The 26,609-nt window shown below is 39.3% G+C and carries 22 protein-coding genes, 2 tRNA genes and 2 pseudogenes; 9 read left to right on the top strand and 17 right to left on the bottom strand.

Annotated features, from left to right (window positions below; translation table 11 throughout):
- Position 1: 1 nt before the first annotated feature.
- The 4 genes from ureA to glmM all read right to left on the bottom strand — a co-directional run bounded on the left by ureA (position 2) and on the right by glmM (position 2,870).
- A complete protein-coding gene (gene ureA / locus KX581_RS00625) occupies positions 2 to 718 on the bottom strand; it encodes an urease subunit alpha (protein ID WP_000779223.1) in 717 nt (238 codons plus the stop codon).
- Between the two features lie 251 nt (positions 719 to 969).
- Positions 970 to 1,045, bottom strand: a tRNA-Val gene (locus tag KX581_RS00620).
- Between the two features lie 20 nt (positions 1,046 to 1,065).
- Positions 1,066 to 1,539 carry a signal peptidase II gene (gene lspA, locus KX581_RS00615; RefSeq protein WP_231175309.1) on the bottom strand — a complete coding sequence of 158 codons (474 nt, stop codon included), beginning with the start codon at positions 1,537 to 1,539 and terminating at the stop codon, positions 1,066 to 1,068.
- Positions 1,533 to 2,870 (bottom strand): phosphoglucosamine mutase, encoded by a 1,338-nt coding sequence (gene glmM / locus KX581_RS00610; RefSeq protein ID WP_120871821.1) that lies wholly within the window; start codon positions 2,868 to 2,870, stop codon positions 1,533 to 1,535. Before glmM ends, lspA begins: the two co-directional genes overlap by 7 nt.
- An 89-nt stretch (positions 2,871 to 2,959) precedes the next feature.
- Between glmM and rpsT the strand changes: the two genes are divergently transcribed.
- The 5 genes from rpsT (at position 2,960) to KX581_RS00585 (ending at position 8,496) form a co-directional block, all read left to right on the top strand.
- Positions 2,960 to 3,229, top strand: a complete 270-nt coding sequence (gene rpsT, locus KX581_RS00605) for a 30S ribosomal protein S20 (protein WP_001273629.1) — start codon at positions 2,960 to 2,962, stop codon at positions 3,227 to 3,229.
- 125 nt (positions 3,230 to 3,354) lie between these two features.
- Positions 3,355 to 4,413, top strand: a complete 1,059-nt coding sequence (gene prfA, locus KX581_RS00600; RefSeq protein ID WP_000025111.1) for a peptide chain release factor 1 — start codon at positions 3,355 to 3,357, stop codon at positions 4,411 to 4,413.
- 403 nt (positions 4,414 to 4,816) lie between these two features.
- Complete coding sequence (locus KX581_RS00595) at positions 4,817 to 5,074, top strand: hypothetical protein (protein WP_120871819.1); 258 nt, start codon at positions 4,817 to 4,819, stop codon at positions 5,072 to 5,074.
- Between the two features lie 10 nt (positions 5,075 to 5,084).
- The gene (locus KX581_RS00590; RefSeq protein ID WP_180604395.1) at positions 5,085 to 6,479 is read left to right on the top strand and encodes an outer membrane protein; all 1,395 of its coding nucleotides are present in this window, start codon (positions 5,085 to 5,087) and stop codon (positions 6,477 to 6,479) included.
- Positions 6,480 to 6,723: 244 nt separating this feature from the next.
- Positions 6,724 to 8,496: a dentin sialophosphopreproprotein gene (locus tag KX581_RS00585; RefSeq protein WP_231175308.1), complete on the top strand. Its 1,773-nt coding sequence runs from the start codon at positions 6,724 to 6,726 to the stop codon at positions 8,494 to 8,496.
- 382 nt (positions 8,497 to 8,878) lie between these two features.
- Here KX581_RS00585 and tlpC read toward each other — a convergent pair.
- The 9 genes and pseudogenes from tlpC to fabD form a co-directional block, all read right to left on the bottom strand.
- A pseudogene (tlpC, locus tag KX581_RS00580) lies at positions 8,879 to 10,901 on the bottom strand (methyl-accepting chemotaxis protein TlpC).
- Positions 10,902 to 11,049: 148 nt separating this feature from the next.
- Positions 11,050 to 11,439 (bottom strand): 30S ribosomal protein S9, encoded by a 390-nt coding sequence (gene rpsI, locus KX581_RS00575; protein WP_021305635.1) that lies wholly within the window; start codon positions 11,437 to 11,439, stop codon positions 11,050 to 11,052.
- The gene (gene rplM, locus KX581_RS00570) at positions 11,436 to 11,861 is read right to left on the bottom strand and encodes a 50S ribosomal protein L13 (RefSeq protein WP_000167675.1); all 426 of its coding nucleotides are present in this window, start codon (positions 11,859 to 11,861) and stop codon (positions 11,436 to 11,438) included. Before rplM ends, rpsI begins: the two co-directional genes overlap by 4 nt.
- A 354-nt stretch (positions 11,862 to 12,215) precedes the next feature.
- On the bottom strand, positions 12,216 to 12,404 hold the full coding sequence (locus tag KX581_RS00565) for a DUF5408 family protein (protein ID WP_001168438.1): 189 nt from the start codon (positions 12,402 to 12,404) through the stop codon (positions 12,216 to 12,218).
- 6 nt (positions 12,405 to 12,410) lie between these two features.
- A complete protein-coding gene (locus tag KX581_RS00560; protein WP_078246410.1) occupies positions 12,411 to 13,763 on the bottom strand; it encodes an FAD-dependent oxidoreductase in 1,353 nt (450 codons plus the stop codon).
- A 53-nt stretch (positions 13,764 to 13,816) separates the two neighbouring features.
- On the bottom strand, positions 13,817 to 15,190 hold the full coding sequence (locus KX581_RS00555) for an SH3 domain-containing C40 family peptidase (RefSeq protein ID WP_231175307.1): 1,374 nt from the start codon (positions 15,188 to 15,190) through the stop codon (positions 13,817 to 13,819).
- A gap of 19 nt (positions 15,191 to 15,209) precedes the next feature.
- Positions 15,210 to 17,279, bottom strand: a complete 2,070-nt coding sequence (gene rpoD, locus KX581_RS00550) for an RNA polymerase sigma factor RpoD (protein ID WP_231175365.1) — start codon at positions 17,277 to 17,279, stop codon at positions 15,210 to 15,212.
- 167 nt (positions 17,280 to 17,446) lie between these two features.
- On the bottom strand, positions 17,447 to 18,142 hold the full coding sequence (locus KX581_RS00545) for a 5'-methylthioadenosine/adenosylhomocysteine nucleosidase (protein WP_180503519.1): 696 nt from the start codon (positions 18,140 to 18,142) through the stop codon (positions 17,447 to 17,449).
- Between the two features lie 10 nt (positions 18,143 to 18,152).
- On the bottom strand, positions 18,153 to 19,082 hold the full coding sequence (gene fabD / locus KX581_RS00540) for an ACP S-malonyltransferase (protein ID WP_231175306.1): 930 nt from the start codon (positions 19,080 to 19,082) through the stop codon (positions 18,153 to 18,155).
- Between the two features lie 132 nt (positions 19,083 to 19,214).
- Between fabD and KX581_RS00535 the strand changes: the two genes are divergently transcribed.
- The 3 genes and pseudogenes from KX581_RS00535 (at position 19,215) to KX581_RS00525 (ending at position 21,384) form a co-directional block, all read left to right on the top strand.
- Positions 19,215 to 19,306, top strand: a tRNA-Ser gene (locus KX581_RS00535).
- Between the two features lie 218 nt (positions 19,307 to 19,524).
- Positions 19,525 to 20,550: pseudogene (locus KX581_RS00530) on the top strand (HTH domain-containing protein).
- A gap of 3 nt (positions 20,551 to 20,553) precedes the next feature.
- Positions 20,554 to 21,384 carry a DNA-methyltransferase gene (locus tag KX581_RS00525; RefSeq protein ID WP_231175304.1) on the top strand — a complete coding sequence of 277 codons (831 nt, stop codon included), beginning with the start codon at positions 20,554 to 20,556 and terminating at the stop codon, positions 21,382 to 21,384.
- Between the two features lie 23 nt (positions 21,385 to 21,407).
- Here the strand turns inward: KX581_RS00525 and KX581_RS00520 are convergent, their stop codons facing one another.
- Positions 21,408 to 22,310 (bottom strand): alpha-1,2-fucosyltransferase, encoded by a 903-nt coding sequence (locus KX581_RS00520; protein WP_331273809.1) that lies wholly within the window; start codon positions 22,308 to 22,310, stop codon positions 21,408 to 21,410.
- A gap of 98 nt (positions 22,311 to 22,408) precedes the next feature.
- Complete coding sequence (locus KX581_RS00515; protein ID WP_231175303.1) at positions 22,409 to 22,939, bottom strand: hypothetical protein; 531 nt, start codon at positions 22,937 to 22,939, stop codon at positions 22,409 to 22,411.
- Between the two features lie 72 nt (positions 22,940 to 23,011).
- On the opposite strand from KX581_RS00515, the gene KX581_RS00510 reads away from it, so the two are divergent.
- Positions 23,012 to 23,956 (top strand): D-2-hydroxyacid dehydrogenase, encoded by a 945-nt coding sequence (locus KX581_RS00510; protein ID WP_231175302.1) that lies wholly within the window; start codon positions 23,012 to 23,014, stop codon positions 23,954 to 23,956.
- Positions 23,957 to 24,323: 367 nt separating this feature from the next.
- Here the strand turns inward: KX581_RS00510 and KX581_RS00505 are convergent, their stop codons facing one another.
- Together KX581_RS00505 and thrC are read right to left on the bottom strand one after the other, a co-directional pair.
- Positions 24,324 to 25,034, bottom strand: a complete 711-nt coding sequence (locus KX581_RS00505; RefSeq protein WP_231175301.1) for a hypothetical protein — start codon at positions 25,032 to 25,034, stop codon at positions 24,324 to 24,326.
- Between the two features lie 107 nt (positions 25,035 to 25,141).
- Positions 25,142 to 26,602 (bottom strand): threonine synthase, encoded by a 1,461-nt coding sequence (thrC, locus tag KX581_RS00500; protein ID WP_231175300.1) that lies wholly within the window; start codon positions 26,600 to 26,602, stop codon positions 25,142 to 25,144.
- Positions 26,603 to 26,609: the final 7 nt, after the last annotated feature.

Genomic DNA, 26,609 nt, shown 5'->3' with positions numbered 1-26,609 from the left:
CTTACTCCTTAATTGTTTTTACATAGTTGTCATCGCTTTTAGCACCATGAAAACCACGCTCTTTAGCTCTGTGTAAAGCAATTTTTTTGCTTTCGTTGTCTGCTTGCCTATCAACCAATGCGTTAAATCCAAAGATTCTTCTGTTACCGCCAATGTCAATCAATTCTACGGATTTTTCTTCGCCAGGTTCAAACCTTACCGCTGTCCCGCTCGCAATATCTAAGCGTTTACCGAAAGTTTTTTCTCTGTCAAAGTCTAAGCATCTGTTCACTTCAAAGAAATGGAAGTGTGAGCCGATTTGAACCGGTCTGTCGCCAACATTTTTAACTTTCACGCTAACGGCTTTTTTGCCTTCGTTGATAGTGATGTCTTCATTTTTTAAGAACAACTCACCAGGAACTAATTTACCATTGGCCTCAATAGGGGTATGCACGGTTACGAGTTTGGTCCCATCAGGAAACATCGCTTCAATACCCACTTCATGGATCATGCTTGCCACGCCATCCATCACATCATCGGGTTTTAAAAGAGTGCGCCCTTCTTGCATCAATTCAGCCGCAGTCTTTTTACCAGCTCTCGCTTCTTCCATAATATGGGCACTAATCAAAGCTACTGCTTCTACATAGTTAAGCTTAATGCCTTTTTCTTTGCGTTTTTTAGCCAATTCTCCAGCGTAGTGGAGCATCAACTTGTCTAACTCTTTTGGGGTGAGTTTCATCTCATTCTCCTATTCTTAAAGTGTTTTTCCTTGAAGACATAACGAAATCAAGGTTGGATGTAATTGTAGCAATGTTTTGATTTACTAAGATTAACAGAAGCGTTCATTAACCAATTATTATTTAAAATAAATTAGTGTTATAGTTTTGAAGCGCTATAAAAGCGTTATTGGGAGCGCGTTTAATACCCTTTAGAATCATTTGATAAAATCAAAAACCCACAAAAAAATGAGAATTAAAATTGGAGTGATAATGGTGGCCACGACTGGACTTGAACCAGCGGCCACTACCATGTCAAGGTAGTGCTCTACCAACTGAGCTACGCGACCTTTTATTTTAAAAAGAGCGATTATGCCTTAATTTTGTTTTGTTTTTGCTTAAAAAAGAATTGTTTCAACAATAAAACGCCCACACCCACATCTATCATGACATCAGCGAAATTAAAAATGGCAAAATCAAAGCCATAATGATAATACACATAATCCACCACGCCCCCATGCACAAACCGGTCTAAAACATTAGAAACCCCAGCGCCAAACACCATGCCAAACTCTATCGCATGGTTTTTAAAAAGCTCCCTTTGGCGCATTAAAAAGATAAAAAGCCCTAAAATCAAAAGGATTTGCAAGTATTTCAAACCCCCCTCTAAAAAACTGAGCAAGGAAAACGCCACACCTTTATTGAACACCAAAACAATATCTATCATCAAACTTTCATAGCGAAACCCCTCTAAAATAGCGTATTTAATCGCTTGATCCACGCCAAAAATAAGGAAAAAAACCCCTATAAAAACTAACAGGCTTTGTTGGGTGGTTTTTAGCACAAATGCCCTTCAAAAAACTCTTTTAATTCTTGCATTTTCAATTCGAGCAATTTTTCATCTTTAGCTTCTAAAAGGATTCGTAATTTGTTTTCAGTGCCGCTATAACGGATCAAATGGCGGATCTCTAGTTGGTCTAATTCTTTTAAAAGAGTGCTATAACCTTTCAGGCTTTCTAAAGGGGGCTTTTTTTGGACATTCAAATTCACTAGGTTTTGAGGGTATAATTCAAAGGGGTTTAACGCAACAGAGCTTACCTGCTTGCTTTCTAACACTAACGCACTCACTTGCAAAGCGCACACCAAACCATCGCCTGTTTTAGCGTAATCGCTAAAAATGATATGCCCGCTTTGCTCGCCTCCAAAATTGGCTTTATTCAATCGCATGCATTCGCTCACAAACTTATCCCCAATCGCGCAATGTTTTAATTCTAAATCTTGGGATTTTAGGTATTCTTTAAGGGCTAAATTGCTCATGCTCGTAGCGACAATTGCTTGAGAAGAAAGGGCGTTTTTAGACTTTTGATAAACCCCTAACACCCCTAAAAGCTTGTCCCCATGCACGATATTCCCTAAATTATCCACCACCACTAGCCTGTCGGCATCGCCATCAAAAGCAAAGCCCAGATCCGCGCGGTATTTTTTCACTTCCTGGCTCAATTGGTTGGGGTGTAAAGCCCCGCATTGCTCATTAATATTACACCCATTAGGCTCATCATTAATCACTAACACATCAGCCCCAAGCTCGCTAAAAACGACCGGAGCCACCTTATAAGCCGCGCCATTAGCGGTATCTAGCACGATCCTTAAACTCTGTAAATTCAAATGTTTGGGGAAAGAGTGTTTTAAATGCACAATATAGCGCCCTATGACATCGTCTATCCTTTTAGCGCTACCGATGCTCTCGCCCACTTTATAGCTAGAATGCAGCAATCCTTCATCATGAAAGATTTCTTCAATCGCTCTTTCTTCTTCTTCTTTAAGCTTATAACCATAAGAATTGAAAAACTTGATACCATTATCTTCAAAAGGGTTGTGGCTCGCGCTTATCATAATGCCCGCATCACAGCGCATGTCTTCGGTTAAAAACGCAATCGCAGGGGTGGGCATAGGCCCTATTTGAATCACATTATAGCCTATGGAAGTGAGAGCACTCACTAAAGCGTTTTCTACCATATAGCCGCTTTTTCTAGTGTCTTTACCAATTAAAATTTTATTCGTTTTAGAATGTTTTTTAAAATACAATCCGGCAGCAACGCCCAAACGCATCACAAACATGGGGGTGAGTTTCACCCCTGCTTTACCCCTCACGCCATCAGTCCCAAAAATTTTCATCGTTATAAAATACCTTTTAAACTATTTTTAATCAATTTTTAGATAGAATTATGCCAAATTTTACATTACAAAGGGATTAAAACAAGGCTATGGCAAATCATAAGTCCGCAGAAAAGCGAATCAGACAGACCATTAAAAGAACCGAACGCAACAGGTTCTATAAAACTAAAGTTAAAAATATCATTAAGGCCGTGCGTGAAGCGGTCGCCATCAATGATGTAACAAAAGCTCAAGAGCGTTTGAAAATCGCTAATAAAGAGTTGCATAAATTTGTCAGCAAAGGGATTTTAAAGAAAAACACCGCTTCTAGGAAAGTCTCAAGGCTTAACGCTTCAGTGAAAAAAATCGCTCTCGCTTAGTTTTAGGGCGTTTTTAACTTCTTTAAGCTCAGTAATGGGTTTTTGTTATTGGGCTTCTTTTTAAGTTCTGTGTTTTTTAGATTGTTGCATCTTTTTATTCACATCTTTTTAATAGGTAGTTTTGCATGTCTATTCTAGCTGAAAAGCTTTCTTCCATTCTCAAACGATACGACGAACTCACAGCGTTGCTTTCTAGCGCTGAAGTGATTAGCGATATTAAAAAACTCACCGAATTGAGCAAAGAGCAAAGCTCCATTGAAGAAATCTCCATAGCGAGTAAAGAGTATTTGAGCGTTTTAGAAAATATCAAAGAAAATAAAGAGCTTTTAGAAGACAAGGAATTGAGCGAACTGGCTAAAGAAGAGTTAAAAATTTTAGAAATCCAAAAAAGCGATCTAGAAACTGCCATTAAGCAACTCCTTATCCCCAAAGACCCTAACGATGATAAAAACATTTATTTAGAGTTAAGGGCCGGCACGGGGGGCGATGAAGCGGGCATTTTTGTGGGGGATTTGTTTAAGGCGTATTGCCGTTATGCGGATTTGAAAAAATGGAAAGTAGAGATAGTGAGCTCTAGCGAAAACAGCGTAGGGGGCTATAAAGAAATCATCGCTTTGATTAAGGGCAAGGGCGTGTATTCAAGGCTCAAATTTGAAGCAGGCACGCATCGAGTCCAAAGAGTCCCCGAGACAGAATCTCAAGGGCGTATCCACACTTCCGCTATCACAGTAGCGATCATGCCTGAAGTGGATGATGTGGAAGTTTCTATCAACCCTAGCGATTTAAAGATTGAAGTGTTTCGCGCTGGCGGGCATGGGGGGCAATGCGTCAACACCACAGACTCTGCGGTGCGCATCACGCATCTCCCCACCAATATCAGCGTGAGCATGCAAGATGAAAAATCCCAACATAAAAACAAGGATAAAGCCCTAAAAATCTTAAAAGCACGCCTTTATGAAAAACAAATTGAAGAACAGCAACTCGCTAACGCTAAAGACCGAAAGGAGCAAGTGGGTAGTGGGGACAGGAGTGAAAGGATCCGCACCTATAATTACCCGCAAAACCGCTTGAGCGAACATAGAATCAATTTAACTCTGTATAGTTTAGAAGAAATCATGCTTTCAGGGAATTTAGATGAAGTGATTAACCCTTTAATCGCTCATGCTCAAAGCCAGTTTGAATAGGATTTTTACACGATACGACAAAAGCGATAAAACAGCCTTTTTTAAGATAGCCACCCATTAGACCAAAAACCCTAAAAGCTCTAAATTTTCGCCCCACACAAAAATAGCGTAAAAGCTTCCTAAAATCTAGTTATAAATATAATTTTAAATTCTATATATATATTTTTATATATAAATACACTTTTAAAACATAAAACAATTTATTTAACCCATTCTTAACAAAAAATTCACTTTTTTGTGATATAACTCCAAAGCTTAATATTTGTAAGAGCGGACTGTATTCTGTAGAAGCGAATGTATGGGGACAACTCTCAAATTTTGATAGCTCCCTATATTTTTGCACCATAGCATGAATGCAATAAAAAAAGAAATCCTTAGGATTTCTCACATTAAGGAGTTTTAAATGAAAAAAGTTTTTTTAGGTATGGCATTAGCCTTTAGTGTGTCTATGGCAGAAAAAAGCGGCGCGTTTTTAGGAGGGGGGTTTCAATATTCTAATTTAGAAAACCAAAACACCACCCGCACCCTAGGTGCTAACAATAACACCCCGATAGACACTTCAATGTTTGGCAGCAATCAAACAGCTCCAGCCAAAGAAACGCAAAGCGCTTCTAAACCGGACACTAAAGTCAATCCAAGCTCAAGTTGGATGAAAAAATAAGAAGGAAGTTATGAAAAAGTCATTCAAAAAATTAGGCTTTGTCTCTTTAGCGGCTAGTGGCGTGCTTTTAGGGAGCATGAATGCTACCGATTTAGAAACCTACGCAGCATTGCAAAAATCATCGCATGTTTTTGGTAATTATGCTGAAAAGGATAAGGATAGTAAATTAACAAGCGATTCACCAACGCAACAACAAGCCCAAACTCAAGCCCAAAACACCGCTTCAAGTGGTGGCACACCAGCTCCATTAACCCCACCAGCTAAAAAAGATGAAACAAGTGGCACACCAAGCGCTAGTGGGAGTTCCGTGGCAAGCCAGCTAGTTAAAGACACCACTACGGTTAATAATCTTAAGAGCGTGAGCGTGAGTGGCATGAACACCACTTTAAGTGGGGTAAAAACCATGTCTCAACAAACCGCAACGATTGGCAACCTTTTGAATAGTAGCACCGATTTAAGCAGTGTGATTCCCAACGCTCAAGGGCTAAGTAGCGCGTTTAGCGTATTAGAAAGCACTCAAAACACTTTAAAAGGCTATTTAAATTCTTCTAGCGCGACGATCGGACAATTGACAAACGGCTCTAATGCGGTTGTGGGCGCGTTAGATAAAGCTATCAATCAAGTGGATATGGCTTTGGCCGATCTTAGTGCAACTGATACGCAAAAAACGCAAGCCGTTACGCTTGCAGCTGCTAGTGATAGCACAACGACAACGACAGATGCCATCAATTTCTTAAACGCGCTAAAAAACAATCTAATGGCTCAAAAAGACGCTTTCATGAATGTGCATAAAAACATTCAAACCGCTGTCGCTCAAGCCCAAGCAACCTACACGCCAAGCGTGATCAACACCAATAATTACGGGCAAATGTATGGGGTAGATGCGATGGCAGGGTATAAGTGGTTCTTTGGCAAAACTAAACGCTTTGGCTTTAGGTCTTATGGATACTACAGCTATAACCATGCGAATTTAAGCTTTGTGGGGAGCCAGCTTGGAATCATGGAGGGCGCGTCTCAAGTGAATAACTTCACTTATGGCGTGGGCTTTGATGCGCTCTATAACTTCTATGAAAGTAAAGAGGGCTATAACACAGCAGGGTTGTTCTTAGGCTTTGGGTTAGGAGGGGATTCGTTTATCGTTCAAGGAGAGAGCTACTTAAAATCTCAAATGCAAATTTGCAACAACACCGCCGGTTGTTCAGCGAGCATGAACACGAGCTATTTCCAAATGCCTGTGGAATTTGGTTTCAGGAGCAATTTTTCTAAACACAGCGGGATTGAAGTGGGCTTTAAATTGCCTTTATTCACCAACCAATTCTATAAAGAAAGGGGCGTAGATGGATCGGTAGATGTGTTCTATAAAAGGAATTTCTCTATCTATTTCAACTACATGATCAACTTCTAAGCCTTTTTCTTCTTTTCAATAGAGGGTTTTCTCTCTGTTGGTTTCTTTTTTCTTTTTTTGCGATATTTGTTTTGTTGGGGGTTAGGTTTTTGTTTAAGAAAGTTTTTTAAAAACTAAAGAAGCGTTTAAAACAGAACCTTTTGTTTTTTAGGTTTGATTTTTTACTTTGGCTTGTTTTCAAAAGTCATTTTGATTTCTAAAAATAGTCTATAATGCTCGCAAGAGATATTTTTTAAGGTTATCAATGAAAGCTATAAAAATACTTTTTATAATGACACTCAGTTTAAACGCTATTAGCGTGAATAGGGCGTTGTTTGATTTAAAAGATTCGCAATTAAAAGGGGAATTAACGCCAAAAATAGTGAATTTTGGGGGTTATAAAAGCAGCACCACAGAGTGGGGAGCTACGGCTTTAAACTATATCAATGCGGCTAATGGCGATGCGAAAAAATTCAGCGCATTAGTGGAAAAAATGCGTTTTGGCTCTGGCATCTTGGGGAATTTAAGAGCGCATGCGTATTTAAGGCAAGCCCTAAAATTGCAAAAGAATTTGAAATATTGCCTTAAAATCATCGCTAGGGATTCTTTTTATAGTTACCGCACCGGTATTTATATCCCCTTAGGCATTTCTTTAAAAGATCAAAAAACGGCTCAAAAAATGCTCGCTGATTTGAGCGTGGTAGGGGCGTATCTTAAAAAACAACAAGAGAAAGAAAAGGCTCAAAGCCCTTATTATAGGAGCAACAACTATTACAACTCTTACTATAGCCCTTATTACGGAATGTATGGCATGTATGGAATGGGAATGTATGGCATGTATGGCATGGGCATGTATGATTTTTATGACTTTTATGATGGCATGTATGGCTTCTACCCTAACATGTTTTTCATGATGCAAGTTCAAGATTACTTGATGTTAGAAAATTATATGTATGCGATCGATCAAGAAGAGATTTTAGACCATGACGCTTCTGTTAATCAACTTGATACGCCTACTGATGATGACAGAGATGATAAGGACGATAAATCCTTACAGCAGGCTAATCTCATGAACTTTTATCGTGATCCCAAATTCAGCAAAGGCATTCAAACCAACCGCTTGAATAGCGCTTTAGTCAATTTAGACAACAGCCGCATGCTCAAAGACAATTCGCTTTTCCACACTAAAGCCATGCCCACTAAAAGCGTGGATGCGATAACTTCTCAAGCCAAAGAGCTTAACCATTTAGTGGGGCAAATCAAAGAAATGAAGCAAGATGGGGCGAGCCCTAATAAGATTGATTCAGTGGTCAATAAAGCTATGGAAGTGAGAGACAAATTAGACAATAACTTGAACCAACTAGACAATGACTTAAAAGATCAAAAAGGGCTTTCAAGCGAGCAACAAGCTCAAGTGGATAAAGCCCTAGACAGCGTGCAACAATTAAGCCATAGCAGCGATGTGGTGGGGAATTATTTAGACGGGAGTTTGAAAATTGATGGCGATGACAGAGACGATTTGAATGATGCGATGAGTAACCCTATGCAACAACCCGTGCAACAAACGCCTATTAACAACATGGACAACACCCATGCAAATGACAACAAAGATCAAGGGGGTAATGCACTCATAAACCCTAACAACACCACCAACGATGATCACAACGATGATCACATGGACACTAACACCACTGACACCGGCAACGCAAACGACACCCCCACTGATGATAAAGATGCTAGCGGCAACAATACCGGCGATATGAATAATACTGATACCGGCAACACAGACACTGGTAACACTGATACCGGTAACACTGATGATATGAGCAACATGAACAACGGCAACGATGATACGGGCAACGCTAATGACGACATGGGTAATAGCAACGACATGGGCGATGACATGAACAACGCGAACGATATGAACGACGACATGGGTAATAGCAACGATGACATGGGCGATATGGGAGACATGAACGACGACATGGGTGGCGATATGGGAGACATGGGGGATATGGGTGGCGATATGGGGAATTGAGATTAACCCCCAACATCAAAGAGTGATAGCCAAAACTTAATATTTTTATTTATAATTCTTTTAAGGGGGATAGGGGGATATTTTGATACCCCTTTAACCTCCCACAACTAACTCCCCCTAAGAACGCTTTTTAAAAATCTAACTGAAGCTTTTTATCAAACTAGCACAAAAAACTCCGTCCTTTAGGGCACAAGATGTAAGCGCTTAGGCTATATTCAAGCTAACAAAATACCTCTAATCTTTTTAGGGTAAGAAACGCCCATGCAGACTTTAAAGAGCCTTTCATGTTAGCGTCCGTTAGAACACTTTACAGCTAGAAAGCCCCTTGCTTTAGAAAAAGGGGCGATTCCACGTTGCAGACGCTCAAAATTAAAAGCAGAAATTAAAATTTCTTCTTGCTCACATCTTCTAAAATATCTTGGGAGATCCCATCAATTTTGGTGCTGACTTGTAAAGAATGGTTAGCGATAGTCAAATTATCCTGGACATCTTGTTGCAAGGCGTTAATGGAATTATGGATGTTTTCTACGCCCTTATTTTGCATTTTAATACACTCAGCGTTATCGGCAATGCTTTGCACTAAAATATTGATATTGGCTTCAATTTCGCTGAGCGATTTTTGCGTCCTTTCAGCGAGCTTCCTCACTTCATCAGCCACCACCGCAAAGCCTCTGCCATGCTCGCCGGCCCTTGCGGCTTCAATAGCCGCATTTAGGGCTAAAAGATTGGTTTGATCGGCAATATCTCTAATCATATCCACCACGCTTTTAATGTCTTCGCCTTGAGAGATCATCTCTTGGCTTTTAGAATCAATCGTTGTGATAATATTAGTGATTTCTTCTAAGGATTGGGTGGTGTTTTTTAGGCTTCTTTCTTGCTTGTGGGCGGTTTTAGTCAAGTTATCCACGCAAGTTTTTAAATCTTTGGATTCATGATTGAGCGCGTTCGCAAACCCTAAAGAAGCTTTAAGCATGCTAGAAATTTCTTGCCCTAAAGTGTTGAGCGCTTTTTCCATGTTAGCTTTAGGGTTTTGGATGTGGTGGGTGAAATCCAGGTTTTTATAATGCTCTAGGGCGTTGTTTAGGGCTTCAATATTGGCGCCAATTTGGTTACGGAAATACTGGATAATGCTATTAATGGTGTTTCTTAAAGCTTGCAAGTCTTTGTTTTTAGGCACGCATGCGATTTCTTGCGTGAAATCCCCATTTTCCACATGATTGGTTACTTCAATGCTGTTTTGAATGGCTTTATTATCGGCTTGAATGTTTTCTTGGGTTTTAAGGATATTTTCATTGATAGAAGCTTGCATCTGCCCGATTTCATCATAAGCACTTGGGGGCGTTAGGCTTATGGCATGGTTATTTTTGGGGTTATTGAGCAAGTTGAAAAAATCATTTAGGGTGTTATTGACCCTACTGATGCGTTTGGTTATGAGACTGGAAATGATGATAAAGACTAAAAGGGCTAACACTACCACGCCTAAAATCAAAGTGGTGATGATAATGTATCTGGTGTTTGTCGCCTCTTGAAAGACCAAAGATTTATTGACATATTTCCCAATCGCCCAACGCCAATGGTTGCCGTTATTTTCTTTTCCTTCAAAAAAAATCAAAGGGTTGTATGGCTAAAAAGGTTTCTGTATCCCCGCTCAATGAATGGTAGCTCAAAGTCCCGGCTTCGTTGTTGTTATAATATTCCACAGCTTTAGCGACTCGCTTGTCCGGATTAATGGCGCTTAAGATTTTATCTTGAATCCCACGATTAGGGTTGATTAAAAGCCTGCCATCTTTCCCCATTAAAAAGGTGTTACTCTTTGTCTTGCCTACCACATCCGTATAAAAAGCGTCAATGTTTAAAAAGAAATTCAGCGCGCCTATAATCTTTTGATTCTTACCCATTAGGGGGAGGGTAATATCCATGCCATAGATTTTATCGCCGTTAATCTCTTTATAATAGGGATCTGAACGGGTTATACTTTTGAGCGAATGGATTTGATTGGTCATGGTTTCATTGAGCGTGGTATTAGGGTAGGCGATTTTTGAATCCAAATTCATGGCAGTGATAATTCGTTCATTATCATTCGTATAAATCGCGCTAATCAATAACACATGAGGGTTTGCTAGTAAAAACTCAGAGAGCATGCGCTTTTTTAGGGTGTCGTTGATAGCGCTATTTTCATCGCTTAAAAATTTTTCAAGGGTGTTAGCACCAATAAAAATGCGCTTCATGATGCTTTGAATTTTAAAACTGACTAACTGAGCTTTTTTTTGCAGCAATTCTGTGGCTTGGCTTTGCAACACGCTTTCAACCTTGTAGCTGATAATAACGCTCATAACAGCGCTAATCGCAATGACAACCGCACACACCATCATGACAATTTTAGAACCAATTCTTGTAGATCTCATTCCTTTTGCCCTTTTAAAACGAATTGATAGAGAATGATTATTATACATTATTTTGAAATTTTAATAAAACAAGAGAGAACAAAAAGTAGAATAAAAGAGAGCCAAAGCCCTCCAAAGCTCCCCCAAAGAAGAGCTAAAGAAATAAAAATTACCTTTTAGAGAATTGCGGGCTTCTTCTGGCCTTTCTTTTACCATATTTTTTGCGTTCAACCACCCTTGAATCCCTAGTGAGCAAGCCTTTAGGTTTTAAAATGGCTCTAAAAGCAATATCATAAGCGTTCAAGGCCTTAGAAATGCCATGCCTTAAGGCTTCCGCTTGCGCTGAGTAGCCCCCACCAAAAACCACCGCTTTAATATCCACAGACTGCTCTTGTTTGGTTAAAAGCAAGGGCTGCATGACTTTCATTTTAATGGCTTCATGCCCGCCTAACCATTGATTCAGGCTCTGCTCATTGACACTCAATTCGCCTTTACCCGGAGTGAGCCACACTTTAGCGATGGCGGTTTTTCTTTTACCGGTAGCATAGATTTTTCTCATTTAGCGTCCTTTTTGCTAGTTTGTGCGGTGTGAGGGTGCTTATCATCACGATAAACTTTGAGTTTTTTAATCATCGCTTTCCCTAATTTCGTTTTAGGGAGCATGCCCCTAACGGCTAAGTGGTAGAGCTTTTCGGGGGTTTTTTCTAGCATTTCTTGGAGAGTCTTGCTCTTAGTGCTGCCAAAATAGCCTGAATGGGTAAAATACTCTTTATCCTCTAATTTCATGCCTGAAAATTTAACCTTATTAGCGTTGATAACCACCACAAAATCCCCACAATCCACATTAGGGGTATAAAAAGGGCGGTGTTTGCCTCTTAAAAGCACAGCGATTTCAGTGATCAAGCGGCCAAAAACCTTGTCTTTAGCGTCTAAAACGACCCAATCACGAACGATGTCATTGACTTTAGCAGTCTTTGTCATGAGAATCCTTTGATAAAATTAAAGCGAATATTATAAGGAAATAAGCTTAAATATTGCTGAATTTAAGGAAAGTTTAAAGTTTAAAAATAAGGTTTTTTTAAAAAAAATTGTTTGATTGCTTTTGATTTTATGGTCAAACTCATTTTTTAAGTAAAACGCATTTTCTTAAAAGAATAGGGGGGTATTTTACAATAACCCTCCCCTACAACCCCCAACTAAAAACCCCCTAATCCCAAAAGACTGCTTTTAAAGAGGCTATCACTTGCTTTTCGCAAGCTCTTTTATTGTATTTATTTTAAAAAATGCCTTTAAGCTTTTTTAATTTTGTTACTCATGCTTAATAAGCCAAAGCCTTTATTTTTGCTTTTGGTTAAGCCTTTCTTCTATCTTTTTGATTTGTTGGCTCATTTGAGCGCTCGCGTTGATTTGATTGATGAGCATGTAAAGGTTTATCATCATCAAAAGCACCACCACAATCCCTAAAAAAAACACGATTTGAACGGCTTTTTTAGCGATTTCTCGGGCTTCTTGTTCTTTTTGCATGCGTTTTTAATTTTCCAATTCTTCTGGGGATAAATCTTTATAAAAGCGTTCTAATTCAAAGCTCTCGCCCAAATACGCAGCGATTTCTTGGGAATCCACAAGGGCGTTTTGCAAGCAACTTGTCGCACCTGGAGAGGGGGTCATGTTGAAAGTGATGCCTTTATGGGTGCAAATCTTTTTTTCGCCTAATTCCAGCTTTCGCTTGGTTCTGTCTAAAACTTGCGGGCGCACTTCGCCAAAACCATGAGCGTATTCTAAATCTTCTAGGCTAAGAGAGGGGATGATTTTTTGAGCGTCTTTTAAAAATTTCCTTTTACCGATAATGGGCAATTCAAAAACCATGTTTTTAAACACATAATTACGGATTTCTTTATCGCTCATCAAATCAAATGCGATTTTAAACACATCTTTATTCAAATCCATTTTTAACAATTCCAAGCTAATGCCCTTAAGCCAACATTTGTTGCGCTCTAATTTAGGCATCGTTAAAGCGGTAGGCCCGATTCGTGTTTTTCCTTTAATGACAGCATCAGGGTCGCCATGCACGGCTGCAAAAGGGAGTTTGGGGTTTTGAACGGTATAAACCTTACCCCTTAATAAATCCGGCACAAAATAAAAGCTGCCCGCCACAGGCAAGCACCCTAAATCCAAGCCATAGCCCATGCTCTGAGCCAAAGGCAAAGCGTAAGAGCCGGCATTAACTAGCACGAATTTAGCATACACTTCTTCAGCGTCTTCTGAAATGAGTGCGTAAGTGTCGTTGCGTTTTTCAATCTTTTTCACTTTGAAATTCAAAAACACCTGGTTGTTAGGCCTTAATTTTAAAGCTTCTTCAACGAAGTTTTCACTCAACTTCGCAAAATTCATGGTGCTCCAATCCTTTCTATACCCATGCCCGATAATGTTTTCATGCCTGTCTATGCCATTAGCCCCTAAAATCACATTAGGCTCTAATTCTTTAATCTTTTGCTTGTCAAATTCCTCTAACCCCACAAAGATTTCTTTAAAGGATTCATAGCGTTTTTTCATGAACTCGCATTCTTCATCGCCCACGCCTATAGCCATTTTCTGGGTTTCAAAAATCACTTCATTTTGCAAGCCTTTATTGAGCGCGTATTGCCTGGTCTTATAAGCGCTCAAACGCACTTTTTTAGCTTTTTCAGGAGTGTAATTCGTTTCAATAGAGCCATCATGAATGGTTTGCGAATTAGCCTTAGCGCTAGAGCTGATTTGAGCTAATTTAGAGCATTTTTCCACGATAGCCACGCGTTTTAAAGAGCTGTATTCGCTCAAAGTATAAAAGGTCGCGCACCCTGAAACCCCGCCTCCAATAATCACAGCATCAAATTCCATACTCATTGTCTTTCTCCAAATGTTTTAAATTGATAAATCGTAATCATAGTATAAGAAAATCAATTCGCCTTCAAAGGGCTTGAAGTTTTATTGGCAAAATCTTTCAAATCGCTCATTCCAAGCACCCTATCAATCAATAATTTCTTTTTAGAAAACGCCCCATTATGTTCTTCTGCTAACCATAAGGAAGTGATCACCACGCCTCCTATTTTATGGCTCAAGGTTTTAAAATGCTTTTGGGTTTGCACCGACCAAATGCTGTGAGCGACTATCGCTTGATGGTTGTGTGCACCTAAATAGAGCATGATATGCCCTTTTAAATAGATGAGCGTTCCAAAAGGCGTGGCGTTTTTAAGGATGTAGTCTTCTTTTTCTTTGGCTTTCATAGAGCTTAAATCCACATAATTGTTCGCGTAACGGCTTTGCGCGTAGGAATTTCTGGGGAGCAAAATACCAAAATTAGCGAAACTATCTCTGGTGAAAGCCGAGCAATCCCTATTACCTAATAGTCCACCCCAGCCGTATTTTTGTCCTAGCATGGTGTCTATAAAATACGCCATGTTCTCGCTGTTAAAAGCCTTAGGGAAAACAAAAAAATCCTTTTCATCTAAGATCACGCTTTGTAAAGTTGCATAGCCCTTAGCGTCCCTCAAAAAACCATAGGCTTTCAATTCCTTTTTTTGGGGTTTTTGAGATGCATTTTGACTTTGGGGGATGAGAGCGAACAATTCGCCCACTCTGGCGTTGGTGTAAAAACCCCCATAGTCTGTATAAAGGGGGATTTTATCTTTTATAGGCATGACATAATTTTTAAGATGGGTTAAAAGCTCTATGTCTTTATCGCGCATGTAGGCTAAATCGCTAACTTTGATCCAGCCATAAACAAAACTGCTTTGAATGTGGGCATAAGTTTTATCTACATTAAAATGCGTGATTAAAACCGGCGTGCCTTGAAAAATCAGCGAATTTTGATACCTGTCAAAAGGATAGCCTTTTGGAGAAAGATAAAAAGGTTTGTTAGTAGGCACAGCCCTAACATCGCTATCTCGCACCACAACAGCCTTAATCTTAGCGCTCGGGTAATGCTCAATATCCATGCTTTTAATAAGCTTGTCATTGAAAGCTTTTGCGTTGGGTTTTAGATCTTCGCCATAACCGGTGGATTTATTCATCTCTTTAAGGATCCAAAACACTTCTTTTTTATTGCTTTTGACTTTCATGTCTAGCCATGGGGAATACCATGCTTTGAGATAGCTCTCTTTTAGATTTTCTCTTAACGCTTGGGGGTCAATGCTTTGGTTATTATGACTGCCATTTTGAGAGCTTGCAAGATAGCTTGAAGCCTCTTGGGGCAAGGATAAATCTTTGAGCGTGAAATCCTTTTTCATGCAACCCACAAACAAAAACAAGAAAACTACAAGAAAATAACGCATGCTTTAGAGAACCTTAACATCAAATGCGCAAATAGTTTCTCAAAATGCGCCCGTATTGCGGGCTTCTCAATTTTTTGATCGCAGAGCTTTCAATCTGGCGCACCCTTTCTCTAGTAACATTCAATTCCTTACCGATTTCTTCTAAAGTTCGATCGCTTTCATCGTCTAAAAGCCCAAAACGCATGCGGATCACCGCTTTTTCTCGCTCATTCAACTGATCCAAAACGCTTTCAATTTGGGCTTTCAAATCTTCTCGCATGATGTGATCAATGGAGCTAACGATATTCTTATCTTCCACGAAATCCCCAAATTTGCCGTCATCATCATTGCCGACTGGGGTTTCCAAACTGATAGGCTCTTTGGTAACCTTAATCACATTCTTCACTTTATCTAACGAAAGCCCCACTTCTTCAGCCACCACTTCCAAATCAGGCTCTTTGCCGTTTTCTTGAATGTGTTTGCGCATGACTTTATTGATGCGATTGATGGTATCAATCATGTGAATGGGGATGCGGATAGTGCGGGCCTGATCGGCTATGGCTCTGCTGATAGCTTGTTTGATCCACCAGGTCGCATAGGTAGAAAACTTGAAGCCCTTTTCATGCTCAAACTTATCCACCGCTTTCATTAAGCCAATATTACCCTCTTGAATCAAATCCAAGAATGGCAAGCCTCTGCTTGTGAATCGTTTAGCGATGCTCACCACCAACCTTAAATTGGATTTAGCCATTTTGTTTTTAGCGCGATCGGAAATCAATTTCCCTCTTTTGATTTGCTCTAAAATTTCTTTTAGCTTGTTAGGGTCTAAATCAAAACCTTCTTCGCTCGCTTCTTTAGTCAAAAAAAGCTTTTTAAGATCCATATACACGCTCACCATAGTCGCTTCTGGCACTTGAGCGATAATGTCCTCTTTAGTCATGTTAGTGATGTTAGCAAGGATTTTTTTATGGTTAGCGATGAGGGTGTCATTGAATAAGGGCAGTTTGTATTCCAAGCGTTTCAACTCTTTTTCAAACCCATCGCCGCTTTTTAAAGTGGTTTCCATCGTTTTGACTAATTCATTAATCAGTTTGCTGGTAGGCTCTAAGTCATAGAGTCTGTCTTTGAGCGTTTGGCGTTTGTAAGCTAGGGTCAATAAACGCACTAGCTCATCTTCTTTTTCATCTACAGGGGCTTCAAGGGCTTTGAGCCATTCTTTTTTAGCCTTATCTAGAGCTTTAAAGCTTTCTTGAACCTTTTCTACACGCTTCTTGTCTTTTTCAGAAACGACTTTTTTCCTTTCTTCGTTTTCTTCATATTCTTCGCTGTCATCATCTTTTTTAGGATCGCTCACGCTATTTTCATCGTCATCATCAAAGCTCCTAAAAAGCTCTTTAACTCTTCTTTCACGATTGATTAAAGCGTCTTTATACGCATAGATAAAATCAATCAAATACGGCACCGAGCAAATCGCGTCTAAAATAATGTCTTCGCCCAAGCGGATTTGCTTGCTCAATTCAATCTCTTCATCTTTGCTTAAAAGTTTTATATCCCCCATTTCGCGCAAATACATGCGCACCGGGCTATCGCTCCTGCTCCACTCTAAAAAATCCTTTTCTTTCAAAAAGTCATAGCCATCTTCTAATTCTTCATCCAAAACTTTTTGCTTTTCTTCAGTTTTTTTAATCTTGTCAATCGCATTGAGTTTTTTAGCGTATTCTGAAGAGCTGACCAATTTCTTTTGGTATTTTTGGCACAACTCTTTGATTTTTTTGATTCGGGCTAGAGTGGGGACTTTTGCACTGATTTGAATGATAGACTCATAAGAAACGCAATCGCTTAAGGAATTAGCGAACAATTCTTCTAACGCTTCATTAAAACTAAGCTTTTTAACAGGAATAGGTTCTTTCGCTTTAGCTTCTTTGATTTTGCTTTCTTTAGTTTTATTTTCTTTAATTTTGCTCTCTTTGGCTTTATTGTTTTCCTTAGTTTTATTTTCTTGTGCGACTTCTTGTGTGGCTTCTGCTTTGGCTTCCTGTTTAGCTCTTTTTGGGGCTTTTTCTTCGTTAGCTTTCTTTTTCATTGGACACTCCATAAAATAAGAACCCATGCTTTCAATCAAAAGCTAGATCCATAAGATAAGATACACCTAATCCTTTGTTATTTTACTAAAAAATAGCTTAAATTCTAATTATAAAATGAGTTTAAAATAAAATTTAAAAACCCCCATTCTTTAAAAATAGGGTTTTAATGGTTTGCGTTTGGTAAAAACAAGTCCTAAAGCTTATCCACCATGCTTTTTAAGAATTTCGCTGAAGTTTGAGCGCTTTTTTCTAAAAACGCATCAAAGCTCATGTTAGCTTCCTCATCAGCGTTATCGCTAATACTCCTTAACACACAGCATGGCACGCCAAATTTTTGGCACACAAACGCCACGCTCGCCCCCTCCATTTCCACCGCGCTCGCTTTAAACTCGCTAACTAAAAACTCTTTCCTTTCTTTGCTATGGACAAACTGATCGCCTGATGCGATGACGCCTTCTTTGAGCGCGATATGTTGCTCATTAGCGACTTTTTTGGCCAAAGCGTTTAAACTTCCGCTCGTTTCAATAAAAATCGCGCTTTCTGGGATAAACCCTAAAGGGTGATCAAACGCACTCAAATCCACATCATGCTGGACTAATTGAGTAGCCACTAACAAATCATTGATTTTTAAATCTTTAACTAAGCTTCCAGCCACCCCGCTAAAAAGCACCTTTTGAACGCCAAACGCTAAAATCATGCTCGTTGTGGTTAAAGTGGAATGCACCTTGCCAATCTTACTATAAGCGACAATGATTTCCTTGTTATGATAAGCGCCTTTATGGAAAACATTCCCCCCTAAAGGAATCTCTTCAAAACCCACGCCAAACAATTCTAGTATAGGGGTTATTTCTTCTCTCATCGCCCCTAAAATGCCAATTTTTTGCACCATTTTCTCCCCATCACACGTATTCTTCTAAAAATTCAATGGCTTCATCAAGCCCTTTATTATCCCCCACGCTTATGGTGGGTTTGTTGCTCAATCGCTTGTTAAGCCCTTTTAACACACTCCCACAGCCTAATTCAAAAAAGACATCCACTCGGTCATTGTTGGATTTCACGCAGTCTTGATAACGCACCGGCTGAGTGAGTTGCAAGCTCAATAATTCAACGGCTTTTACTTTGTTGTGATACGCTTCGTTAGTCGCGTTGGAGATGATTTCAAAATGGAATTTATCTTTTAGGCTTTTTTCTAGCAATTCCTGGAATTTAAAAATCATAGGCTCTAAAAAAGGGCAATGGCTCGCCACGCTCATTTCTAAAAAAACCACTCTTTTAGCCCCCATTTCCTTTAAAGTCGGCTCTAGGGCTTTCAAATCGTCTTTAATCCCGGCTAAAACCACTTGCATGCCACCATTAAAATTCGCGCACCACACATTTTTGGTTCTTTGACACAAACTCAAAAGGCTCTCTTCAGAAACGCCCAAAACGACCATCATAGAAGCGTCTTTATTCAGGCACGCTTCTTGCATCATTTTGCCTCTTTGGTGTGTGAGTTTAAGGGCTTTTTCAAAATCTAACGCCCCGCTCAAAGAAACCGCGCTCACTTCGCCGAGCGAATGCCCTAAAGCAAAAACGGGTTTTAACCCCCCATTCACTTGCTTGTTGAGCAATTGGTAGGCGATATAGCTCACCAAATAAATGGCAGGCTGGGTGTAAGCGCTCTCTTTTAAAAGCTCGTTTTCTTCAAAAAGCGTTTTTTTCATATCCACTTTAAGCGCGTTAGAAGCCCTTTCAAACAATTCTTTAGCTAGGGCGTGGCTTTCATAGAATGATTTTCCCATTCCTATACATTGCGAGCCTTGCCCTGGAAATAATAGTGCGTATTGCATGGTGTTGTCCTTTAAATTTTATTAATCCATAGTTTGAGATTGTAATATAAAAGCCCTTAGTTTTGTTTAGAAACCATTAAAGTTTAAGGTTTATTTTAACTTATTTTTACTATAATTCTACTTTGTGAATGAGGACAGGTGGGTGAGTTGGCTGAAACCACATCCCTGCTAAGGATGCGTAGCCGTCAAGGTTACCGAGGGTTCGAATCCCTCCCTGTCCGCCAGCCTTTTTGCCTTTAAAAACTTTTTGTTTAGAATGTATTAACGAGACACCATAGTTTCTAAGCATTCCTTTTACGACACTCCTTTTACAGATTTTACAAATACAAATTTTAGGTTGGGTGAAGAGAGACACCCAGCCTAAACCCTATCAATCCACTGCGGTATTTTCAAACATTTTGAGTATAATCGTTTCTGATCATAATCACAAAAAAGAAAGAACATGACTTACATAGAATTAGGTAAAAAAGTTTTAGAACAAGCAGAGAGACCTTTGAGCGTTAAAGAAATTTTTGAGAAAGCTTGTGAAATGGGATTGGATAAAGAACTCTCAAGCATAGGAAAAACACCTACTGCCACACTTGGAAGTCAGCTTGGTGAGCACGATATTTCTAACGATAAGAAGCAATTCTATGTTGCACGCAAAGAGGGAGGAGCCTTTTTCTATTGGCTCAAATCTCGTGAAAGAGAATTTCCACCACAAGAAACCTCAAACGCCGAAGATATGATGAACAGAGCGAGTGTTCAGGCACAGCCAAAAAACAAAAAAAACTCTTTTCATGAAAGGGTTTTACACCCACTGCTTGTGAAATTCCTCAGCGAAGATCCAAATTTCAAGCTTCTATGCAAAACCATCCGCCATGAAGAATGTAAAAGAGACGAAAAAGGCAAGTGTGAGTGGAATTATCCTGACATCGTGGGCGTGTATTTTCCCTATAATAAATATTTTCCCTACAATGGATATAAAGAAGAAACTTTGAAATTTTTACACCATACCGGTCAAAAAAGACACAAGCTTTTTTCCTTTGAGCTTAAAAAAGAGCTTAGTTTTCCCAATCTGAAAGAAAGCTATTTCCAAGCAGTGAGCAATTCTACTTGGGCTAATGAGGGGTATTTGGTAGTAAAAAATATTAAAGAGAATGTTTTAGACGAATTAAGGCGGCTCAGCCAAAGCTTTGGTATAGGGGTTATCAAGCTAGAATCTGAGATTTCAAACTCCAAAATCTTGTTGCCAGCTAAAGAAAGGGAGATTGATATACCCACACTTAACATGCTTATAGATCAAAGTCCGAAGGATTTTAAGCCTTTTATGGCAAACATTAACAAGCAAATTGAAAAAGGACTTGATACGGCAGTGGATATGGGGGAGTTTTTTGATGAAGTGCTTGATGATGAAGCAATGCAAAAACACATTGAAAAACACATTGAAGATAAAGGCATTAAAGATAAAAACATTAAAGCAGAATAAAAAATGGTAATCGTGCATTCTAATGAAATCGCACGCCCCATTTTTAAAAGCACAGACCAGCTTTTCACCCTTTATCAAGGGGATTGTAATGAGATTTTGCCCCAATTTGAAAATCAGTTTGATTTGATTTTTGCTGATCCGCCTTATTTCCTTTCTAATGACGGCTTAAGCATACAGAGCGGTAAAATCGTGAGCGTCAATAAAGGCGATTGGGATAAAGAAGAGAGCGTTAATGATATTGATGCGTTTAATTACCAGTGGATAAACAACGCCAAAAAGGCTTTAAAAAACACAGGAAGCCTTTTAATCAGCGGGACTTACCACAATCTTTTTTCTTTGGGGCGTATTTTACAAAAATTGGATTTTAAGATTTTAAACCTCATCACCTGGCAAAAAACCAACCCCCCACCCAATTTTAGCTGCCGTTATTTGACGCATTCAGCTGAGCAAATCATTTGGGCGAGAAAAAGCCGCAAACATAAGCATGTTTTTAACTATGAAATTTTAAAAAAGATCAATAACGACAAGCAAATGCGCGATGTGTGGAGCTTCCCAGCGATCGCTCCTTGGGAAAAAGCTAATGGCAAGCACCCCACTCAAAAACCTCTCGCTTTATTGGTGCGCTTGCTTTTAATGGCGAGCGGTAAAAATTCCCTCATTGGCGATCCTTTTAGTGGGAGCTCCACCACAGGCATTGCGGCTAATCTTTTGAAAAGGGAATTTATCGGCATAGAAAAAGAAAGCGGATTTATCAAAATATCCATGAACAGAAAATCAGAATTAGACGCTCGCTATAAAGAAATCCGATCTAAAATTAAAGATTTAAACCACTAGTAAAGCTCCTTTTTTAAGCCGTTTTAAGCGTTATACTTTTGGGATTTCATCTCAAAATGGGATTCTATTTTCACCCATTCCTTACAAAGGATATTTTCATGCCCAAAAAGCCAGTGTTTAGGGCCAATAATGATTTTTTCTGGATTGTTTATCAAATAAGCCGCCCACCAGCTATAAGTGCTATTAGCGATAATGCCATGCTTGCAAGATTGCATGAGCAGCATATCCCAATACGCCTCTTCTTCTTTATCCCTAGTGGTCATGTCCATAAAAGGGTAGCCCAGATCAAGGTTTTGCGTGAATTTTAGATCTTCGCAAAACACAAAAAGCTCCATGTTTGGCACGCGCTTGGCCATATACTCAAGTGCCTTTTTTTGATAATCAATACCAAGCTGACAGCCAATCCCCACATAATCCCCTCTTCTTATATGCACAAACACGCTGTTTTTAGCGGCTAAAATCAAAGAGAGCTTGCGCTGATATTCTTCCTCTTTTTTATTATTATTCTTATTATTTTCGGGAGGGGGGGGTAGAGTGAAGGTTTGCTTGATTAAAGGGGATATAGCATCAAAATATCGTGGATCTTGGAAGTAACCATAAAAATAAGTCAAGCGGCTTGGCTTTAATAATTTAGGCTCGTATTCAAAAACGATTTCTTGACTCACCCTATCAAACCCCATGCATTTGAGCGCGTCTCTTACTAGCTTGGGGAGGTGTTGCATTTTAGCTATAGCGATTTCTTTCGTGCTCGCATAGGGCAAATCAATAGGGAAAAGTTCTAATTGCATTTTCCTATTACTCCAATCAAAAAAAGTAATATCTAATAGCACAGGCGTATTAAGGTGTTTTTGCAAACTTTTAGCAAAAGCGTATTGAAACATTTGATTCCCAAGCCCCCCACAAATTTGCACCACCTTAAAAGCCATTCAATCCCTTTATTTGTCAAATGAAATGCTAATTTTAGCTCATTTTAAAGCCCTTTTTCAATAAAAGCCTAAAAAGTGGGGCAAGTAACGCTTTCAAATCATTTGAATTTTTTATTTGAAAAAGATGCGTATGAGGGTTCTAGCAAGCGTTCTTGGTATTCTAAAAGAATCCTGTCTTCGCTATTGAGCGAGTAGGCTTCATCGTATTTGCGCTTGATGATGCCCTTTAAAATGGTGTGCTGGACTTGGTATTTATCTTCTTTAAGCATTTCATCCACTAAAGCGTAAAGCTGGATGTCTTGAATGAGTAAATCCGAAATTTTAACGCTCTCTTTATCAAACAACTCTTCATTAGCGCAATACTCATTCACTAAAATAAGCACTCGGTTATACACATCAGAGGCGATTTTAGCGTTTATGGTTCTATAAATGTAATCTTTGATTTTTTTGAGTTGCTCTTCTAAATCTTCACTGGCCTTGCTCGCTAAAGCCAGAATGCTTAAGATTTGAATCAGAGTCATCATTTTATGGCTTAAAGAGCGGGTGCGCCATTTAATGAGAAAGCGCATGAAATAAGACATTTTGATAGAAAGGCTACAAGGGAGGGTGTTTTTCTTGGTTTTTGGCATGCTTAGTTTCTTTTAAAAAAGGATTTTGTGGTTTAATTATATAACTTTAAAATTAAATCTAGGAGTAAAGAGATGGAAACATTCAAAAAAGGCGTGGTCTTAGACGCTAAAAGCGTGGGGTTAAAAGCGCTAGAAGTTTTAAAAGAAGTGGCGGATTTTGATTTTTATGAGATCACTTCGCCTAATCAAGTGGTTGAGCGCTGCAAAGAGGCTGAGATAGTAGTGCTGAATAAAGTCGTTATCACTCAAGAAGTTTTAAGCCAATTGCCTAAACTCAAACTCATTTGCATCACCGCTACAGGCACGGATAATGTGGATATAAAAAGTGCAAAAGCTTTAGGCATAGAAGTCAAAAATGTGAGCGCTTATTCTACAGAATCCGTAGCCCAGCACACTTTAGCGTGCGCGTTGTCTTTGCTAGGGAGGATCAACGATTACGATCGTTATTGCAAAAGCGGGGAGTATAGTCAAAGCGATATTTTTACGCACATTAGCGACATTAAAATGGGGCTTATTAAAGGGAGTCAATGGGGGGTTATTGGTTTAGGCACAATCGGTAAAAGAGTCGCTAATCTCGCGCAAGCTTTCGGGGCAAAGGTGGTGTATTATTCCCCTAAAGAGAAAAAAGAAGAGTATGAGCGTTTGAGTTTAAAAGATCTGCTCACAACAAGCGATATTATCAGCATTCATGCCCCCTTAAATGAAAACACGCGCGATTTAATCGCTCTAAAGGAATTGCAAAGCCTAAAAGATGGGGCGATTTTAATCAATGTGGGGCGTGGGGGCATTGTGAATGAAAAGGATCTGGCTGGAATTTTAGAAACCAAAGATTTGTATTACGGGAGCGATGTGTTTGTGAAAGAGCCTTTTGAAAAAGATCATGCGTTTTTGAACCCAAAAATCCAAAACAAGTTGCTTTTAACCCCCCATATCGCATGGGCGTATAGCGACAGCTTGAAAACCTTAGTAGAAAAAACCAAAGAAAATATCCAGGATTTTTTAGCTTCTCAAAAATAAACGCAAAAAAAGGGGGTTTAAAGGGGGTTTAATTGTTGGGCTTTTCTCCCCGCTTTTCTCCCCTTTTGCCGTGAGAACGACCCTTTCTAAAGAAAGGAGCTTCCCTAACTAAACATTGAATGCTAACATGAAAGGCTCTTTATAGTCTGCATGGACATTTCCTACCCTATAAAAGACTAGGGGGATTTTAACCTCTTTTAACTTGAATATAGCCTAACAGCTATACGCTTGCATCTTGCACCCTAAAGGACAGAGTTTTTCGTGCTAGTGGGATAAAATCTAAACAATGGAGTAAGGTTTAATGGTTTTTAACCAAATTAAGAAAAAACCTTTAGGTGGATTGACCTAAAGGCTTTAAAGGGGATAATCACATCTTAGAAATATCAATCTTAAAGGTGTGGATTTCATCTTCTAAAAAGACTTTAACCACCACCACGCCCGGGGTTTTAAGGTTTTTGGTATCCACTACCACAAACCCTCCCTTAGCCTTATTTTCAACATTAAGGGTGTTTTTCTTAAGGTAATTGATCGCTAGGATCTTTAAAGCTTGGCGGCTTTCTTGCATGATTTCTTGCTCTTCTACATCATCCACCATCATCATGCCAAAGCCTGGCCCATACAAGCCCATTCCCCCATACATCATGTCATAAGCTAAAAATCCCCCTTGCCCGTAATAAAACATAGGCGGGGTGATCATATTGACATTGTCAATAGGGGTGGTCGGCACGGCAATATTAAAACTTTGTAAAATGCCCTCAAAATCAAAACTGGATTTCATCACCTGTCTTAGGCTTAAGACCGGTAAATTCGTTTGGTTGATAGACACTGAAATGGCTTTACGGCCAAACGCCACAGGATTTCCCTCTAAAACTTGCGCCGCTACATACAGCACTAAAGGGGATTCGCTCAAGCCTTTCAATTTGCTTTGAGCGATTTCTAGCTGGACTTTAGATTTGGCTTGCGTGGAAGTCATCACTTGAATCCCATTATTATAGGATGTAACATGTTCAGGCGTGATCTTATAGCTCGCGCAAGCGCTCATCAGTAAGGCTATCGCTACTAAAACGATTCTTTTCATTCAAACTCCTTTCATTCAAAGTTTAATCTTCATTTAGAATTCCCTTATTATAGTGTAGTTTGACTTAAAATGGGGATTTTATTAAAAATAAGAGCTTAAAAAAGATTTTAATGTAGGCTTTCTAGCCACAAAAGGATAGAAGATTTGATCTCATTGAGTTTTAAAACTTCTTGGTGCTTGATTCCTCTTTCAAACAAGTCATCAAGGCGTTGGCTATCTGGGGTATTGTAGCTGTTTTTAAGCGTTTCTAGGGCAGTTTTGTCGTTATCGTTTTTCTTTTGCTCGTTTAAGGCTAAAAGGGTGGTTCTAGGGAATTTTTCATAAGAGGCGGTGGCAGAAACAAGGGTTTTTTCATTGGTTTTTAAGCTGGCGTTTAAAGCGGTGGCGGTGTGGGGGTCAATCAGGTATTGGTGCTCTGCATAAACTTCTTGGATTGTTTTCAAACAAGCTTCATCTGAGCAGCTCGCGCAAGAAAAATGCTCCTGTAAAAGGGCTAATTCTTTAGGCTTTAATGCATAAAACTTCTCTTCTTCTAAAGCTTGCATCAATTCTAGCGTGCGTTCAAACCCAAAGAGATCAAAAAGCACCCTTTCCACATTAGAGCTTTTTAAAATATCCATAGCCGGCGAGTAAGTTTGCTTTAAAGAACGATGGGTTAAATCGTAACGCCCTGTTTCTATAAACTCCCTTAAAACATCATTGCTGTTGGTTACAACCTTGATTTTAGCAATATTCAAGCCCATTTTTTTGGCATAAAACGCCCCTAAAGCGTTCCCAAAGTTACCGCTAGGTATGGCTAGGGTGATTTTTTCTTTAGAATTGATCGCGCCTTTTTTATACAATTCTAAAAAGCCCCAAATATGATAGACGATTTGAAAAGCGATGCGCCCAAAATTCACGGAATTAGCCACGCTTAATTTTAATTGGCGCGCTTTTAAAGCCTCGTTAAAATCATCGTCTTTTAAAAGGTTTTTGAGCGCGTTTTGTGCATCATCAAAATCCCCACTGATCCCAAAGACCTTTAAATTGCTAGCGCTTTGGGTAACCATTTGGAGTTTTTGGACTAAACTTGTGCCGTCTTTGGGGTATAAACACACCACAAAAACATTAGGCATGCCCGCCAAACTTTCTAAAGTCGCAGGACCGGTATCGCCACTGGTAGAAACGAGCATTAAATACTTTTCATTTTTTCCTACCGCTAGATTAGAAAACAAGCTCGCTAAAGGCTGTAACGCCATGTCTTTAAACGCCAAACTAGGCCCATGGTAGAGCTCTTGGACAAAAAGCCTTTCATTGAGCGCAAAAATAGGGGCCGGGTTTTTAGGGTTATCAAAATTTTCATAGCGTTTTAAAGCACTTGTCAATAAACCCTTAGGAATCTCTAAACCCAAGCGCTCAAACACGCATTCTACCAGCTCGTTATAGCTCAGATTCAAACAATCCTGCCATTGTAATGTTTCAAAATGCTCTAAAGTGTAAAGCCCGCCTCTTGGGGCGTTGGGGTTTAATATTGCTTCAATAAAATCAATCTTTTTTTCTTTCAAAGAACGAGTGGGGACAAAAGGCATGATGATT

Source organism: Helicobacter pylori (assembly GCF_021062735.1).
Classification (GTDB): domain Bacteria; phylum Campylobacterota; class Campylobacteria; order Campylobacterales; family Helicobacteraceae; genus Helicobacter; species Helicobacter pylori_DN.
This window is presented reverse-complemented; position numbering and strand designations above follow the sequence as displayed.